The organism is Aureimonas populi (assembly GCF_017815515.1).
Classification (GTDB): domain Bacteria; phylum Pseudomonadota; class Alphaproteobacteria; order Rhizobiales; family Rhizobiaceae; genus Aureimonas; species Aureimonas populi.
In genome coordinates this window covers 3,764,031-3,777,521 of record NZ_CP072611.1, presented here as the reverse complement: position 1 = coordinate 3,777,521, position 13,491 = coordinate 3,764,031, and the positions used below count along the sequence as shown (strand labels likewise).

Genomic DNA, 13,491 nt, shown 5'->3' with positions numbered 1-13,491 from the left:
AAAACGGGTGGCGGCGGGCGGCGCGGGGTGCTCTCCTTGGCCGACAAGGAGTTCTTCCATGCTGCATGAACCGATCCGGGACGGCGCTCCCGCCTTGCGCCCGCTCGATCCGCCGGCCGACTACGCGCTGGTGCGCGCGGTCATCGAGTTCATCTCGCAGGAATATCGCGCACAGCCCTCTCTGGCCGAGATCGCCCGCGCGCTGCGCGTGCCCGAGGCGGAGCTTTGCGAGACCTTCCGCCGCTGGTCGGGGCTGACGCCCAAGGCCTTCCTCCAGGCCGTCACCATCGACCATGCCCGCCGGCTGCTGGCCGAGGGGCTGCCGCTTCTCGACGCGGCGATGGAGGTCGGGCTCTCCGGCCCTTCGCGCCTTCACGACCTCTTCGTCAAGCACGAGGCGGTTTCGCCCGGCTCCTGGAAGGCGCGGGGGCAGGGGCTGTCCTTCGCCTACGGTTTTTCAGCCTCGCCCTTCGGCCGGGCGCTGGTGCTGTGGACCGACAAGGGAATCGCCGGCATCGCCTTTTCCGACGAGGCGCATGGCGGCGACGAGGGCGCGCTTGAGGACATGACGCGGCGCTGGCCGGCGGGGCGTTTCGCGCGCGACGACGAGGGCGCGGCCGCCCGCGCGGCGGCCATCTTCGACCCGGCCGCCTGGAGGCCGGAGCGGCCCTTGCGCATCGTTCTCATCGGCACCGATTTCGAGGTGCGGGTATGGGAGGCGCTGCTGTCGATCCCCACCGGCCACGCCACCACCTATTCGGCGCTGGCCAGCCGCGTGGGGGCGCCGAAGGCGGCGCGCGCGGTGGGAGCGGCGGTGGGCCGAAACCCGATTTCCTTCGTCGTGCCCTGCCACCGCGTGGTGGGCAAGGGCGGCGCGCTGACCGGCTATCACTGGGGGTTGACGCGCAAGCGCGCCATGCTGGGGTGGGAGGCCGGGGTGCTGGCGCGCGCGTGACGGACAGGCTGCGGCTGAACGGGCACGAGGTGGAGGAGGCATTCCGCCGCCTGGCCCTGCACATGCCCGGCCGCACGCCCAACGCGAAGGGGCCGAAGGACCAGCCGGGCGCCTTCCGCTCGGTCGTCGCCTGCATCCTCTCTGCCCAGAGCCGCGACGCCAACACCGCCCTTGCCGCCGCGCGCCTCTTTGCCATCATCGAAACGCCCGACGATCTCCTGGCGCTGCCCGAGGCGCAGCTCATCGGGGCGATCCGCCCCTGCGGGCTCTACAACATGAAGGCGCGGAACCTGCGCCGCCTGGCGGCGAGCCTGATCGAGGAGCACGGGCGCGTGGTGCCCCGCACGCGCGCGGGGCTGATGGCGCTGCCGGGCGTGGGGCGCAAATGCGCCGACATCGTCCTCGCCTTCACCTTCGATGAGCCGGTGATCGCGGTGGACACGCATGTGAACCGTGTCTGCAACCGGCTCGGCCTCACCTGCCAGACCACGGCCGAGCGGACGGCCGCCGAGCTGGAGGCGCGGGCGCCGGACTGGGTGCGGGCCGACGGGCATTTCTGGCTTATCCAGTTCGGCAAGGCCGTGTGCCTCTCGCAACGCCCGCGCTGCGAGGCCTGTTTCCTCAGCGATCTGTGCCTGTGGCTGAAGCGTCAGAGGCCGAGCACGTCGCGCATGGAATAGAGGCCGGGCGCGCAGCCCTTCGCCCAAAGCGCAGCCTTGACCGCGCCACGCGCGAAGATCGAGCGATCCTCCGCGCGGTGGGAAAGCTCGATACGCTCGCCCTCGCCGGCGAGGATCACCTCGTGCTCGCCCACCACGGAGCCGCCCCGCAGCGTGGCGAAGCCGATGCTGCCGGCCTGCCGCGCGCCGGTGTGCCCGTCGCGCACCCGCACGGAAGCGGCCGCGAGGTCCACCCCGCGCCCGGCGGCGGCGGCCTGGCCGAGAAGCAGCGCCGTGCCCGAGGGCGCGTCCACCTTGTGGCGATGGTGCATCTCCAGCACCTCCACGTCGAAGGCGTCCGGCCCCAGCGCACGGGCTGCCTGTTCGACGAGGACGGCGAGGAGATTGACGCCGAGGCTCATATTGCCGGACTTCACGATCCTCGCGCCCTCGGCGGCCTGCGCGAACGCCGCATCGTCCTGTGGCGCAAAGCCGGTCGTGCCGATGACATGGACAAGCCCGCGCTCTGCGGCCATCCTCGCCACGGCGAGGCTCAGCGCGGGGGCGGTGAAGTCCACCACGCCGTCGGCGCCGGCCATGGCGGCTTCCAGATCGTGCGTGATGGCCACGCCCGCATGGCCCGCGCCGGCCAGAAGCCCCGCGTCCTGCCCGAGGGCGAGGGAGCCCTCGCGTTCCACGGCGGCGTGAAGGGCGGCGCCTTCCGTCTCGGCGATCACCTTCACCAGCGTGCGGCCCATCCGTCCGGCCGCGCCCAGCACCACGAGCTTCATCATCGCGTTTCCTCCAGGGCAGGGGCATTTTCGGCGCGCGTGCGCTGCAATCCGTGCAGGCCAGCATAGAGGCCGTCCGGCCGGCCGACCAGTTCGTCATGCGTGCCGCGCTCGGCGATGGCGCCGCGGTCCACGACGAGGATCTGGTCGGCATTGACGATGGTGGAGAGGCGGTGCGCCACGACGATGACCGTGCGGTCCTTCATCGCCGTTTCCAGCGCCGCCTGCACCAGCGTCTCCGACCGGTTGTCGAGCGCCGAGGTCGCCTCGTCGAGGAGGAGGATGGGCGCGTTCCGCAACAGCGCGCGGGCGATGGAGAGGCGCTGGCGCTGGCCGCCCGAGAGGGTCGCGCCGCCTTCGCCGACCGGCGTCTCGTAGCCGAGGGGCTGGGCGAGGATGAACTCCTGCGCCTGCGCCTGCCGCGCCGCCTCCTCGACCTCGGCATCGGTGGCGGCCGGCCGGCCGTAGCGGATGTTCTCGCGGATCGTGCCCTCGAACAGGGTCGGGGCCTGCGGCACATAGGCGATCTGCGAGCGCAGCGAGGCCTTGCTGACGGTGGAGATGTCCTGCCCGTCGATCAGGATGCGCCCCTGCGGCAGGTCGTGGAAGCGCTCGATGAGCGCGATGATGGTGGACTTGCCGCCGCCCGACGCGCCGACCAGCGCCGTGGTGCACCCGGCAGGCGCGGTGAAGGAGACGTTCCGCAGCACCGGATCGCCCGGATGATAGGCGAAGGTGACGCCCTCGAACACGATCTCGCCGCGCGGCACGGCCAGCGCCGGCGCCCCCGGCGCGTCGGCCTGCCGGGGCATCAGGTCCAGGATTTCGTAGATCATCCGCGCGTTCACCAGCGCGCGTTCGAGCTGCACCTGGAGGCGCGCCAGGCGCCGGGCCGGGTCGTAGGCCAGCAGCAGCGCAGTGATGAAGCCGAACATGGCGCCGGGCGAATGGCCGTATTCGATGGCGCGGTAGCCGGACCACGCGATGACGCCGGCGATGGCGAGCCCGGCAATGGTCTCCGTCACGGGCCCCGAACGCTCGGTGACAATGGCGATGCGGTTGGCCCGCTCCTCCGCCGCCAGGATCAGTTTCTCCGTGCGCTCGCGCAAGGGAGCCTCCATGGTGAAGGCCTTCACCACCTGTATGCCCTGCGCCGTCTCCTGCATGGCGCCGAGCACGCGCGCATTGAGGTCCACCGACTGGCGCGTGGCCTTGCGCAGCTTGCGGGCAAGGCGCGCGATCATGATGCCGATGGGCGGGCCGGCCAGGAGCGCGATAGCCGAGAGCACGGGGTCCAGCCAGATCATCACGCCGATCAGGAAGAGCAGGGTCAGGAGGTCGCGCGCGATGGAGGTGACGGTGAGGTTCAGCGTGTCGCGCACGCCCGTGACGTTCTGGCTGATGCGCGCGGCGAGCTGGGCGGAGCGGTTCTCGCCGAAGAAATCGACCGAAAGCTCGGTGAGATGGGAGAAGAGGCGGCGCTGGTAGCGGGCCACGATATCGTTGCCGATGCGCGAGAGGACGACGCCCTGCACATAGGTGGCCGCGCCCCGGATGAGGAAGGTGAGGAACACCGCGACCGGCAGGGAGATAAGCATGGCCGGGTTGCCGGCCACGAAGATCTCGTCGATCACGTCGCGCATGATCCAGGCGAGGAAGGCCGTGGTGCCGGCGACGAGCACCATGGCCGCCACGGCCAGCGCGTAGGCGCGCACATGCTCGCGCCCGTTCTCGGCGATGATCCGCTTCAGAAGGCGGAAGGCTTCGCCGCGTGTGTGCTCGTCGGAGAGGGAGGGCTTGGGAGAGGGCAAGGCATCGCGGCTCGTTCGTCGCCGCCTCTATAGCGGCTGGCGTGCCGCCTTGCTACCTTCGCTCACGCCCTCCAGCGCCGCTCCTCGGTCTCGAGGCCGAAGGTCTGCGGCGCGCGGGCGTAGGCGGCCAGCCCCGCCAGCGCCGCCAGCGGCTCGGTGATCACGAAGAGCGGCATCTCTCGCAAAAGCTCGCCATGCGGCTCCTTGTCCTCGAAGGCGTCGCGCATCTCCTGCGCTTTCAGCACCGGCGCGATGCGCTGGAAGATGCCGCCGCCGATATAGACGCCGCCGCGCGCCATGAAGATGAGGGCCAGGTCGCCCGCCACGCGCCCCAGATAGATAGCGAAAAGATCGACCGTCTCGCAGGATTGCGGGTCGCGCCGCGCAACGGCGGCCTCCGTGACCTGCGCCGGCTTGCTATGAACCGGCGCTGTGCCGTCCGCCGCGCACACGGCGCGGTAGAGGTTCACGAGGCCGCGCCCCGAGAGGATCTCCTCCGCCGAGACGCGCTCGCCCAGATGCGGCAGATGCGGCCAGATGGCGCGGTCCCTTTCGGTGCGCGGGCCGATATCGACATGGCCGCCTTCGCCCGCGACGGGAATCCACATGCCGCGCGTGCGCACGAGCCCGGCGACGCCGAGCCCCGTGCCGGGGCCGAGGACGACGCGGCTCGCGCCCTCCTGCGCCGTGCCGCCGGTGCCGATCTGGCTGAGACCGCCGGGGGGGAGGGCCGCGACGGCCAGCGCCTGCGCCTCGAAATCGTTCAGAAGGAGGACGTCCTCGAAGCCGAGATCGCCGATCAGAGCGGTGGGCCGCACCACCCAGGGGCTGTTGGTCAGGTCGATCTCATCCCCGTCGATGGGGCCGGCCAGCGCCAGCACCGCCGATTTCGGCCGCAGCGCGGTCCGGCCCAGGACGCCGGCCCGTATGGCGTCGTCTATGTTGGGAAAGTCGGCCGTCGGCAAAACCGGGAATGTCACCGGTTCGGCATGGGCATCGGCCAGGATGGAGAAGCGCGCGTTGGTGCCGCCGATGTCCCCCAGAAGGATCGGAAACGGCAGGGGGCTGGAGCTTTCTGGCGACGTTGGCATCGCTTGGACCTGAACTGTTTGAAGCCTGCCCGCTCTAGCATCCGCCTGCCGGCTCATGGAAGGGGGCGGGGGCTCGGCAGCGGCACGCTTTGCGGCAGAAAGCCCGTTGCGGCAGGCGGCAGGGCAGGTGCGGCGCCTGCCTGCGCCAGGGCCGGCGCGGAACCGGCCGGCGCGCGGGCGAGCGCGACGCAGGCCCTGGGCAGTTCGGAGAGCTGCATCGGCGGCTTGGGCTTGTAGGGCGGGGCGTCGGGCGGCGGCGGCTGGAGCGCCACGTCGAACCACCATTGCAGGCTGGCATCGCAGCCCTCGCTTGCCGGCACGGGGCTCTGCTTCTCGCAGGACGTGCCGGCGGGGCATGAGAGGCGGACATGGAAATGATAGTCGTGGCCATAGGTGGGGCGCACCTTGCGCAGCCACGAGCGGTCTCCGCCCGCCGTCTCGCACAGCTTCTTCTTGATACCCGGATGAACGAAGATGCGGTCCACCTCCCTGTCCAGCGCCGCGCGGCGGATGAGACGCAGATGCTCCGGGCGCCACTTCGCCTCGTCCACCGTCAGCGCGCTGCGCCTCAACAGCGAGGGCATGTCCATCGTCTCTCGCTCCTCTTCGGTCAGCCGGCGGGCCGGCATCTCGGTGAGGTACACATCGGCGTCGAGGCCGATCTGGTGCGAGGCATGGCCGACCGCCGGGCCGCCGCGCGGCTGCGATATGTCGCCCAGAAGCAGCCCACGCCAATTGTCGTTCCCCGCCGCCGCTTGCGAGAAGCGTTGCAGGAAGGCGATGGTATTGGGGTGCCCCCAGGATTTGTTGCGCGAGCGGCGCACGTCCTGCCAGTGCGGCCCGTCCGCCGGCATCTGGACGCCGCCGGCCAGGCAGCCCTTGGCATAGGTGCCGATGGCGTCGCGCGTGGCGCCGGCCGGCTGCGACAGGCCGCCGAAGACCTCGCGTGCCACCTGCGCCTGTGCCGGCAGCGCCAGCGCCATGAGGCCGCAGGCCGCCAGGATGAGTCTCGCCGCTCTCACGCCCATTGCCGGATCGTCCCCCGCTTGACCACCGGCCAGGATCGCAGCCGCGAATGGACCGGACCTTGCCATGATCAGGAGAAGCCGAGGATACGGGCGGATTGAAGGCTGGGCGGCCCCTAGGAAGGCCCGCCCGGCCGCGACTTCAACTGCGCAGCGTTGCGCCCGTCGCCTTGGCGACGGCGGCGACGATCTTGGCCGAGACGGCTTCGATTTCCTCCTCCGTCAGCGTCCGCTCCATGGGCGTCAGCGTCACCTCGATGGCGACGGACTTGCGGCCCTCCCCCAGCGAAGCGCCGGAGAAGATGTCGAAGACCCGCACCTCGGAGACGAGCTTGCGGTCGGCACCCTCGGCCGCACGCACGATCTTCAGCCCCTGCGTGCCCGCGTCCACCACGAAGGCGAAGTCGCGCCGCACGGGCTGGAAGGGCGAGAGGGTCAAGACCGGCTTGGTGCGAGTAGGCTTGCGGCGCGGCTCCGGGACCTCGTCGAGATAGACTTCGAAACCGGCCAGCGCGCCGGTCGCGCCCATCGCCTTCAGGACCTTGGGGTGGAACTCGCCGAACTCGGCCAGAACCGTCTTCGGCCCGAGCTTGATCGCTCCCGAGCGACCCGGATGATACCAGGCGCTGGCGGGCGCATCGACCTGGAGCCGGTCCACCGGCACGCCCGCCGCCTCGAGGGCCGCGATGGCGTCCGCCTTGGCATCGAAGACGCCGACGGGCTCGGCGGCGCCGTTCCAGAAGCGCCCAGCGCCTTCGTGCCGGGCGCTGGCGCGGCGCAGGCCGGCCGCGACCCGCCGCTGGCCCTCGGGCTCCAGCGAGCGGTAGACATGGGAGACCTCGAACAGCGCCACGTCGCCATAGCCGCGCGCGGCGTTGCGCACCGCCGCCGAGATGAGGCTCGGCAGGAGCGAGGGGCGCATGTCGGAAAGATCGGCCGCGATGGGGTTCTCCAGCCGCAGGGCCTCGCCGCCACCGCCGAAGAGCACGGCCGCCTCGTGGCTGACGAAGGAATAGGTCACCGTTTCCACCATGCCCCGCGCGGCGAGAGCGCGGCGCGCGGCCCGGCCCTGCTTCTGCGCGGCGGTGAGCACGGGAGCGGCCACGCCCGAGGCGCGCGGCAGGGGCTGCGGTGCAATCTCGTCCACGCCCACGAGGCGCATCACCTCTTCCACGAGGTCGGCCTTGCCCTCGATGTCCGGGCGCCAGGAGGGCCGGGTCACGAGCGCATGGTCGCCCTTCTCTTCCACGGCGAAGCCCAGGCGGTCCAGCATCTCCACCTGCCGTTCGGCCGGAACGACGAGCCCGGTCAGGCGCTCGACCTCCGAGAAGGGCAGGCGGATCGGCGCCGCTGCCGCCACCTCGCCGCCGACCACGAGGGCGCGCGAGGGCTCGCCGCCGCACAGGTCGAGGACCATTCGCGTCGCAAGGTCGAGGCCGGCCCGCATGAAGGCGGGATCGACGCCGCGCTCGAACCGGTAGCGCGCATCCGTCACGATGCCGAGCGAGCGGCCCGTGCGGGCGATGTCGAGCGGCTCCCAGAGAGCGGATTCGATGAGGACGTCGGTGGTCGTCTCGTCGCAGCCCGAATGCTCGCCACCCAAAATGCCGCCGATCGATTCGACGCCGCCCTCGTCCGCGATGACGCAGACCTTGGGGCCCAGCACGTGGGTGCGCCCGTCGAGGCCGGGCAACTCCTCGCCCTCGCGCGCCTGGCGCACCACGAGGTTGCCGGAGACCTTGGCCGCGTCGAAGACATGCAGCGGGCGGCCCCGGTCGAAGGTGACGTAGTTGGTGATGTCGACGAGCGCGTTGATCGGGCGAAGGCCGATGGCCCGCAGGCGCTTCTGCATCCACTCCGGGGAGGGGCCGTTCCTCACGTCCCTGACGAGGCGCAGCGCGAAGGCATGGCACGTCGCGCTCTCGATGGATACACCGACCGGGCATTCGCCCGCGCCCTCCACCGGCTCCACTGCGCCGGAGCGCAGCGTGCCGAGGCCGGAGGCGGCAAGGTCGCGCGCGATGCCGTGGATGGAGGTCGCATCCGGGCGGTTCGGGGTGAGGTTGATCTCGATGACGGGATCGCCGAGCCCGGCATAGTCGGCGAAGGGCGTTCCCACCGGCGCGTCGGGCGCAAGGTCGATGATGCCGTTGTGCTCGTCGGACAGCTCCAGCTCGCGCTCCGAGCACATCATGCCGAAGCTTTCCACGCCCCGGATCTTGCCGACGCCGAGCGTCGTGTTGATGCCCGGCACATAGGTGCCCGGCAGGGCGAGCACGCCCACCAGCCCGGCCCGTGCATTGGGCGCGCCGCACACGACTTGCAGCGGCTTGCCCTCGTTGATGCCGGGGCCGGCATCGACGGCGAGGACGCGCAGCTTGTCGGCATCGGGATGCGGCTCGGCCGAGAGAACCTTTGCGATGGTGAAGGGGCGCATCGCCGCCTTGTCGTCGATGCCTTCCACCTCGAGGCCGATCGCGGTCAGGCGCGCGGCGATCTCCTCCAGCGAGGCGTCGGTTTCGAGATGGTCCTTCAGCCAGGAAAGGGTGAACTTCATCGGATTATCGGTCTTTCGGCAAAATCAGCGGTCGGCGGCGCGGCCGGCGACCTGGCGCACGGCGGCGTTGGCATGGACGAAGCGGTAGGCCGAGAGCGCGGCCACCGCGAAGACGAGGTTGACGAGGATCAGGGCAAGCCAGCCCAAGGGCTGGTCGAAGGCGAAGCGGTCGATCACCGTGGGCAGGAGGATGCCGAGAGCCAGCGATGCGAGGGCCGCCGGCGTGCCGGGCAGCCTGGCGTAGAGAAGCGCGAAGAGGGCGACCGTCACGAGCGCCAGCACATAGTCCGAGAGCGAGAACAGCGCGGTGGTGAAACCCACGCCCGCAAACAGCCATGCGGCAAAGCCGGACACCAGCGTGCCGAGCACGGCGCCGGCGATCACCGCTATGATCTCCAGGATCACCCATTTCGCAGTCATGTCGCGGCCCCCGGCTCTTCTGTTCAGCCGCTTGTTGCCCGGACTTGGCCCCCGGGTCAAATGGCGCGTGCGCGAAGGTCTTCCATAAAGCCGCGTCGCACGAACTCCATCGAGGGGCCGACCGGGATCGAGCCTTCGTAGGCGAGGGACAGATCGGGCGTGAAAGCGCTGTTCTGCGTGATCTCGCGGTAGAAGACGGCGCCGCCGAAATGCTCGCCCTCCTCGACATAGCGCTGGAACTCGCGCACCGATTCGGAGGAGAACTTGTAGTGCAGGAGGACGGCGCTGGGCGCGGTGAAGTTGCGCTCCAGCGGCAGGGGGCCGTGAATGCTGGCCCCGTTCTCCTGCGTGCGGGCGTCCACGAAGACCACGGGGAACTTCGTCATGCGGATTTCGCTGCCGAAGAGCCGCGTGCGCGGGCCGCCCCGGATCGAGAGGGATATCTTCTCCACCCGCGCGGCGTATCCTCCGCCGTCGATCAGGCTGGAGACGTCGCTCGGCTTCTCGTGCCGGGCGGGGTCGAACACGCCGTCGGCGAGGCGTCCGGGCGGATAGAGGTCGAGCATGGGCGCGAGCGCGCGCTTGGCCCCGTGGGCTTCCAGGTCGGCGATGAAGGCGCGCAGGCCGCGCGTTTCGCAATCGGGAAACAGCAGGAACTCGTCGGCATCGACATTGACGTACCAGCGGTCGCGCCCCAACAGGTCGAACAGCATGTCGTGCCAGATCCGGCCCATGCAGCTTCGCGCATAGCTGACATTGGAGCCGAAGAGATCGACATCGGCCTGCGCCAGCAGGAACTCGCGCGTGCCGTCGTCCGATCCGTCGTCCACGATCGCAAACCGCGTCACGCCGAGGCGCCGGTAGTGTGCGAGGAAGGAAGCGACGTAGCGCCCCGCATTGCGCACCACGCAGACGAGCGGCAGATCCGCGCCCGAAAGGGGGCGGGGCGGCGCGCCGAGCGGGGAGAGGGCAACCCCCTCCACGGAGGCCGCGCGGCGGCGGTAGCGGGCATCGCGCAGGCGAAGCGCCAGCCGGCGCAGGGGGCTCATGCGGCGCATGGCGTCCCACTCGCGCGGGTCGGAGACGGGATAGCGAAACTGCTTCACAGCCTGCCTGCTACGCGCTGAGGCCCGAGAAGAGCGTGGGCATGTCGAGCGGGCGGAAGCCGTAATGCTCCACCCAGCGCACATCGGCGTCGAAGAAGGCGCGCAGGTCAGGCATGCCATATTTCAGCATGGCGATCCGGTCGATCCCCATGCCCCAGGCGAAGCCCTGCACCTCGTCCGGATCGAGCCCGACGCCACGCAGGACGTTGGGGTGCACCATGCCGCAGCCGAGGATCTCCATCCAGTCCGTGCCCTCGCCGAAGCGCACCTCCGAGCCCGAGCGGTCGCACTGGATATCCACCTCCAGCGAGGGCTCGGTGAAGGGGAAGAAGGAGGGGCGGAAGCGCATGTTGAGCGAAGGCACCTCGAAGAAGGCCTTGCAGAACTCGGTCAGCACCCACTTCATGTTGGCGACATTGGCCGAGCTGTCGATCACCAGCCCTTCCACCTGGTGGAACATGGGCGTGTGAGTCGCGTCCGAATCCTGCCGGTAGGTCTTGCCGGGAATGACGATGCGGATCGGCGGCTTCTGCTTCTCCATGGTGCGGATCTGCACCGGCGAGGTGTGGGTGCGCAGAACGCGCCGCTCGCCCGCCGCATCCGGCTTGAGGAAGAAGGTGTCGTGCATCTCCCGCGCCGGATGGCCCTCGGGGAAGTTCAGCGCGGTGAAATTGTAGTGGTCGGTCTCGATGTCCGGCCCTTCGGCGATGGCGAAGCCGAGATCGGCGAAGATGGCGGTGATCTCGTCCACCACCTGGCTGATCGGATGGATACGCCCGCGCGAAAGCGGGGAGGAGCGCACGGGCAGGGTGACATCGAGTGTCTCGGCCTTCAGGCGCGCTTCGATGGCGGTATCGGCGAGGATTTCGCGGCGGGCGAGAATCGCGGCCTGCACGCGGTCGCGCAGGCCGTTGAGGGCAGGGCCGGCCTCCCTGCGCTCATCCGGGCTCATCCTGCCCAGGCTCTTCAGCCGCTCCGAAATCTCCCCTTTCTTGCCGAGCGCGGCTAGGCGCACGGCCTCCAGCGCGGCATCGTCGCCGGCCGCCTCGATGTCGGAAAGATAGTTCGCTTCCAGCGCGGAGAGATCGCTCACCGTCTCATCGTCCTTTTCGCCTGGCCGCTCGGGGGCAGCCTCTCGTTTCGGAGGTTCCTTACGACAAGGGCGGGGGCGGCGCAAAGCGCAAGCTCCAACGAAAAAGGCCCGGCGCGGCGGCCGGGCCTTTTCAATGTCGGGAAGGCAATGCGGCTCAGGCCGCGCGCTTCTCGCCGATGGCGGCGGCATGGGCCGTCTCGCTGGTCTCCTTGATGTAGGAGAGCGCGTTCTTGGCCTCGCCGACCAGGGCGGCGAACGCTTCCGGCTCATGGATGGCGATGTCGGAGAGCACCTTGCGGTCCACCTCGATGCCGGCCTTGTTCAGCCCGTCGATGAAGCGGCCGTAGGTCAGCCCGTGCTCGCGCACGGCGGCGTTGATGCGCTGGACCCACAGGGCGCGGAAGTTGCGCTTCTTGGTGCGGCGGTCGCGCGTGGCATATTGCTTGGCGCGATCCACCGCCGCCTTGGCGGCGCGGATGGTATTCTTGCGGCGGCCGTAAAAGCCCTTCGCGGCCTTCAGAACCTTCTTGTGCTTGGCGTGGGACGTAACGCCCCGCTTAACGCGTGCCATGATCTTCGCTCCTTAAAATGTATAGCCGTCTAAAATCTTTGAACCCTGGCCGCTTAGCGGTTGTAAGGCATATAGATCTTGACGATCCGCGTATCGGGCTCGGACAAAATCATCGTCCCGCGCGCATTGCGGATGAAGTCGTTGGAGCGTTTAATCATGCCGTGGCGCTTGCCGGCGGCACCAGCCTTCACCTTGCCGGTGGCGGTCATGCGGAAGCGCTTCTTGGCGCTCGCCTTGGTCTTCATCTTGGGCATTTTGCTCTCCTGGGGTGGAGCCGCGATCCCCTCTCTCCGCCGCGGTAAGCGGCAGACCCGATGCGCAAGGCCGGGAGGGCGCGACAGCATTTGGAGCCGACACGGCATGCCCTGCCGGCCGACTCCCTGGAATTTTGACGCGCGCGCTTTTTAGACCGCGAGGCGAGGTGAACGCAAGCCCCGAGAAACCTCTCCCACAGGAACCGCGCATATTGTGGTATCAGTTGGAGGATAACGTGTATAAAACATATGCACGTTGCTTGGACGGCATTTATGGACGTTCGCCCCTATCCCGATAACCTTCAGGACATCGAGGATCTCGCTCGTCGCGCCTCCTTGGCGCCGGCCCTGTGGAGCGGCGTGATCGAGGCGATCGCTCGGCATTTCCCTGGTTCGCGCTGCGAATTGACGAGCGAGCCCAGCGAAATGACGGAGCGGAATGGGTTTGGCCGGCTGCATCTGACGCGCCGTGGCATGCGCCCGTTCGGTCTGCGGGAAGGGCTAAGTGCCGATGGCTCAATGGCCGGTATGGAGCCCGGCAAGGTCGTGCTGGCGCACCGGCCGGGTGCACAGGCCATGCCCACCGGCGTCAGGCTCGTGCTGCATCGCGGGGCGGGGCGGCTCTGGAGCATTGTGGTACGTCCGCCCGCGGGGGCGCGGGGTTCGCTTCCTTCGATCGCGGGTATGCTGACGCGGCTCGGCCCCGTGCTGGCCGGCGCTTTTCGCACGCGCCACCATATCGGAACCGGTGCTGTTCCTGCCCGCGAGGACATCGACATCGCCTGGGATGCGCTAAGACACGGCACCGCGCTGCTCTCGCGCGAGCGCCGCATCCTGGCCGCGAACGTCGCCGCCGAGGACGTGTTGTCCTCCCGCGCCGTGTTCATGCCGGTTGGGCATCACGGGCGCTTTCGCCTCCGTTCGGCCAGCGCGGACGACGCGTTCGAGAAAGCCATGGGCCGCCTCCTCTTCGGCCGAGGCTGCCGCGCGACCGTATCCTGCGTCGACCCGGCCAGGGGGGAGGGGGTTGTCATCAACCTGGCAACGCCTGGCTCATGCTTCGTGACACGTACCGAGGGCGCCCCGGCGCAGCCGGAGCACCTCGTCGTCATCCTGATGCCCCGCCCGCGCTTCATCGCCTGAACGCAGTCAAAGGCC

Annotated in this window: 13 protein-coding genes; 3 read left to right on the top strand and 10 right to left on the bottom strand. The window is 69.5% G+C overall.

Annotation, left to right across the window (positions count from 1 at the left end; translation table 11 throughout):
* Positions 1 to 58 precede the first annotated feature (58 nt).
* Positions 59 to 955 carry a bifunctional helix-turn-helix domain-containing protein/methylated-DNA--[protein]-cysteine S-methyltransferase gene (locus J7654_RS18025; protein WP_209737201.1) on the top strand — a complete coding sequence of 299 codons (897 nt, stop codon included), beginning with the start codon at positions 59 to 61 and terminating at the stop codon, positions 953 to 955.
* Positions 952 to 1,635, top strand: coding sequence for an endonuclease III domain-containing protein (locus tag J7654_RS18020; protein ID WP_245195567.1), 684 nt, complete (start codon positions 952 to 954; stop codon positions 1,633 to 1,635). The genes J7654_RS18025 and J7654_RS18020 overlap by 4 nt, the downstream gene beginning before the upstream one ends.
* Here J7654_RS18020 and dapB read toward each other — a convergent pair.
* From dapB to rpmI, 10 genes are all read right to left on the bottom strand, one after another.
* Positions 1,605 to 2,405, bottom strand: a complete 801-nt coding sequence (gene dapB / locus J7654_RS18015) for a 4-hydroxy-tetrahydrodipicolinate reductase (protein WP_209740708.1) — start codon at positions 2,403 to 2,405, stop codon at positions 1,605 to 1,607. The genes J7654_RS18020 and dapB overlap by 31 nt on opposite strands.
* The gene (locus J7654_RS18010; protein ID WP_245195566.1) at positions 2,405 to 4,216 is read right to left on the bottom strand and encodes an ABC transporter ATP-binding protein; all 1,812 of its coding nucleotides are present in this window, start codon (positions 4,214 to 4,216) and stop codon (positions 2,405 to 2,407) included. The genes dapB and J7654_RS18010 overlap by 1 nt, the downstream gene beginning before the upstream one ends.
* 62 nt (positions 4,217 to 4,278) lie before the next feature.
* Complete coding sequence (locus J7654_RS18005; RefSeq protein ID WP_209737200.1) at positions 4,279 to 5,307, bottom strand: glucokinase; 1,029 nt, start codon at positions 5,305 to 5,307, stop codon at positions 4,279 to 4,281.
* 53 nt (positions 5,308 to 5,360) lie between these two features.
* Positions 5,361 to 6,335 (bottom strand): penicillin-insensitive murein endopeptidase, encoded by a 975-nt coding sequence (gene mepA, locus J7654_RS18000; protein WP_209737199.1) that lies wholly within the window; start codon positions 6,333 to 6,335, stop codon positions 5,361 to 5,363.
* Positions 6,336 to 6,474: 139 nt separating this feature from the next.
* Positions 6,475 to 8,889 (bottom strand): phenylalanine--tRNA ligase subunit beta, encoded by a 2,415-nt coding sequence (pheT, locus tag J7654_RS17995; RefSeq protein ID WP_209737198.1) that lies wholly within the window; start codon positions 8,887 to 8,889, stop codon positions 6,475 to 6,477.
* Between the two features lie 24 nt (positions 8,890 to 8,913).
* Entirely contained in the window at positions 8,914 to 9,309 is a 396-nt protein-coding gene (locus J7654_RS17990; RefSeq protein ID WP_209737197.1) for a hypothetical protein, read from the bottom strand.
* A 56-nt stretch (positions 9,310 to 9,365) separates the two neighbouring features.
* Positions 9,366 to 10,415, bottom strand: coding sequence for a glycosyltransferase family 2 protein (locus tag J7654_RS17985; RefSeq protein ID WP_245195565.1), 1,050 nt, complete (start codon positions 10,413 to 10,415; stop codon positions 9,366 to 9,368).
* Positions 10,416 to 10,425: 10 nt separating this feature from the next.
* Positions 10,426 to 11,508 carry a phenylalanine--tRNA ligase subunit alpha gene (gene pheS, locus J7654_RS17980; protein ID WP_209737195.1) on the bottom strand — a complete coding sequence of 361 codons (1,083 nt, stop codon included), beginning with the start codon at positions 11,506 to 11,508 and terminating at the stop codon, positions 10,426 to 10,428.
* A 154-nt stretch (positions 11,509 to 11,662) separates the two neighbouring features.
* Positions 11,663 to 12,079, bottom strand: a complete 417-nt coding sequence (gene rplT, locus J7654_RS17975) for a 50S ribosomal protein L20 (protein ID WP_209737194.1) — start codon at positions 12,077 to 12,079, stop codon at positions 11,663 to 11,665.
* 53 nt (positions 12,080 to 12,132) lie between these two features.
* Entirely contained in the window at positions 12,133 to 12,333 is a 201-nt protein-coding gene (gene rpmI, locus J7654_RS17970) for a 50S ribosomal protein L35 (protein WP_209737193.1), read from the bottom strand.
* A gap of 273 nt (positions 12,334 to 12,606) precedes the next feature.
* Between rpmI and J7654_RS17965 the strand changes: the two genes are divergently transcribed.
* Positions 12,607 to 13,476 (top strand): hypothetical protein, encoded by an 870-nt coding sequence (locus J7654_RS17965; RefSeq protein ID WP_209737192.1) that lies wholly within the window; start codon positions 12,607 to 12,609, stop codon positions 13,474 to 13,476.
* Positions 13,477 to 13,491 lie beyond the last annotated feature (15 nt).

Excerpts from the sequence above, each read along its gene's own strand:
- rpmI (WP_209737193.1), bottom strand. The coding sequence starts at position 12,333 with ATGCCCAAGATGAAGACCAAGGCGAGCGCCAAGAAGCGCTTCCGCATG.
- mepA (WP_209737199.1), bottom strand. The coding sequence starts at position 6,335 with ATGGGCGTGAGAGCGGCGAGACTCATCCTGGCGGCCTGCGGCCTCATG.
- J7654_RS17965 (WP_209737192.1), top strand. The coding sequence starts at position 12,607 with ATGGACGTTCGCCCCTATCCCGATAACCTTCAGGACATCGAGGATCTC.
- J7654_RS18025 (WP_209737201.1), top strand. The coding sequence starts at position 59 with ATGCTGCATGAACCGATCCGGGACGGCGCTCCCGCCTTGCGCCCGCTC.
- pheT (WP_209737198.1), bottom strand. The coding sequence starts at position 8,889 with ATGAAGTTCACCCTTTCCTGGCTGAAGGACCATCTCGAAACCGACGCC.
- J7654_RS17990 (WP_209737197.1), bottom strand. The coding sequence starts at position 9,309 with ATGACTGCGAAATGGGTGATCCTGGAGATCATAGCGGTGATCGCCGGC.
- rplT (WP_209737194.1), bottom strand. The coding sequence starts at position 12,079 with ATGGCACGCGTTAAGCGGGGCGTTACGTCCCACGCCAAGCACAAGAAG.
- J7654_RS18005 (WP_209737200.1), bottom strand. The coding sequence starts at position 5,307 with ATGCCAACGTCGCCAGAAAGCTCCAGCCCCCTGCCGTTTCCGATCCTT.
- dapB (WP_209740708.1), bottom strand. The coding sequence starts at position 2,405 with ATGAAGCTCGTGGTGCTGGGCGCGGCCGGACGGATGGGCCGCACGCTG.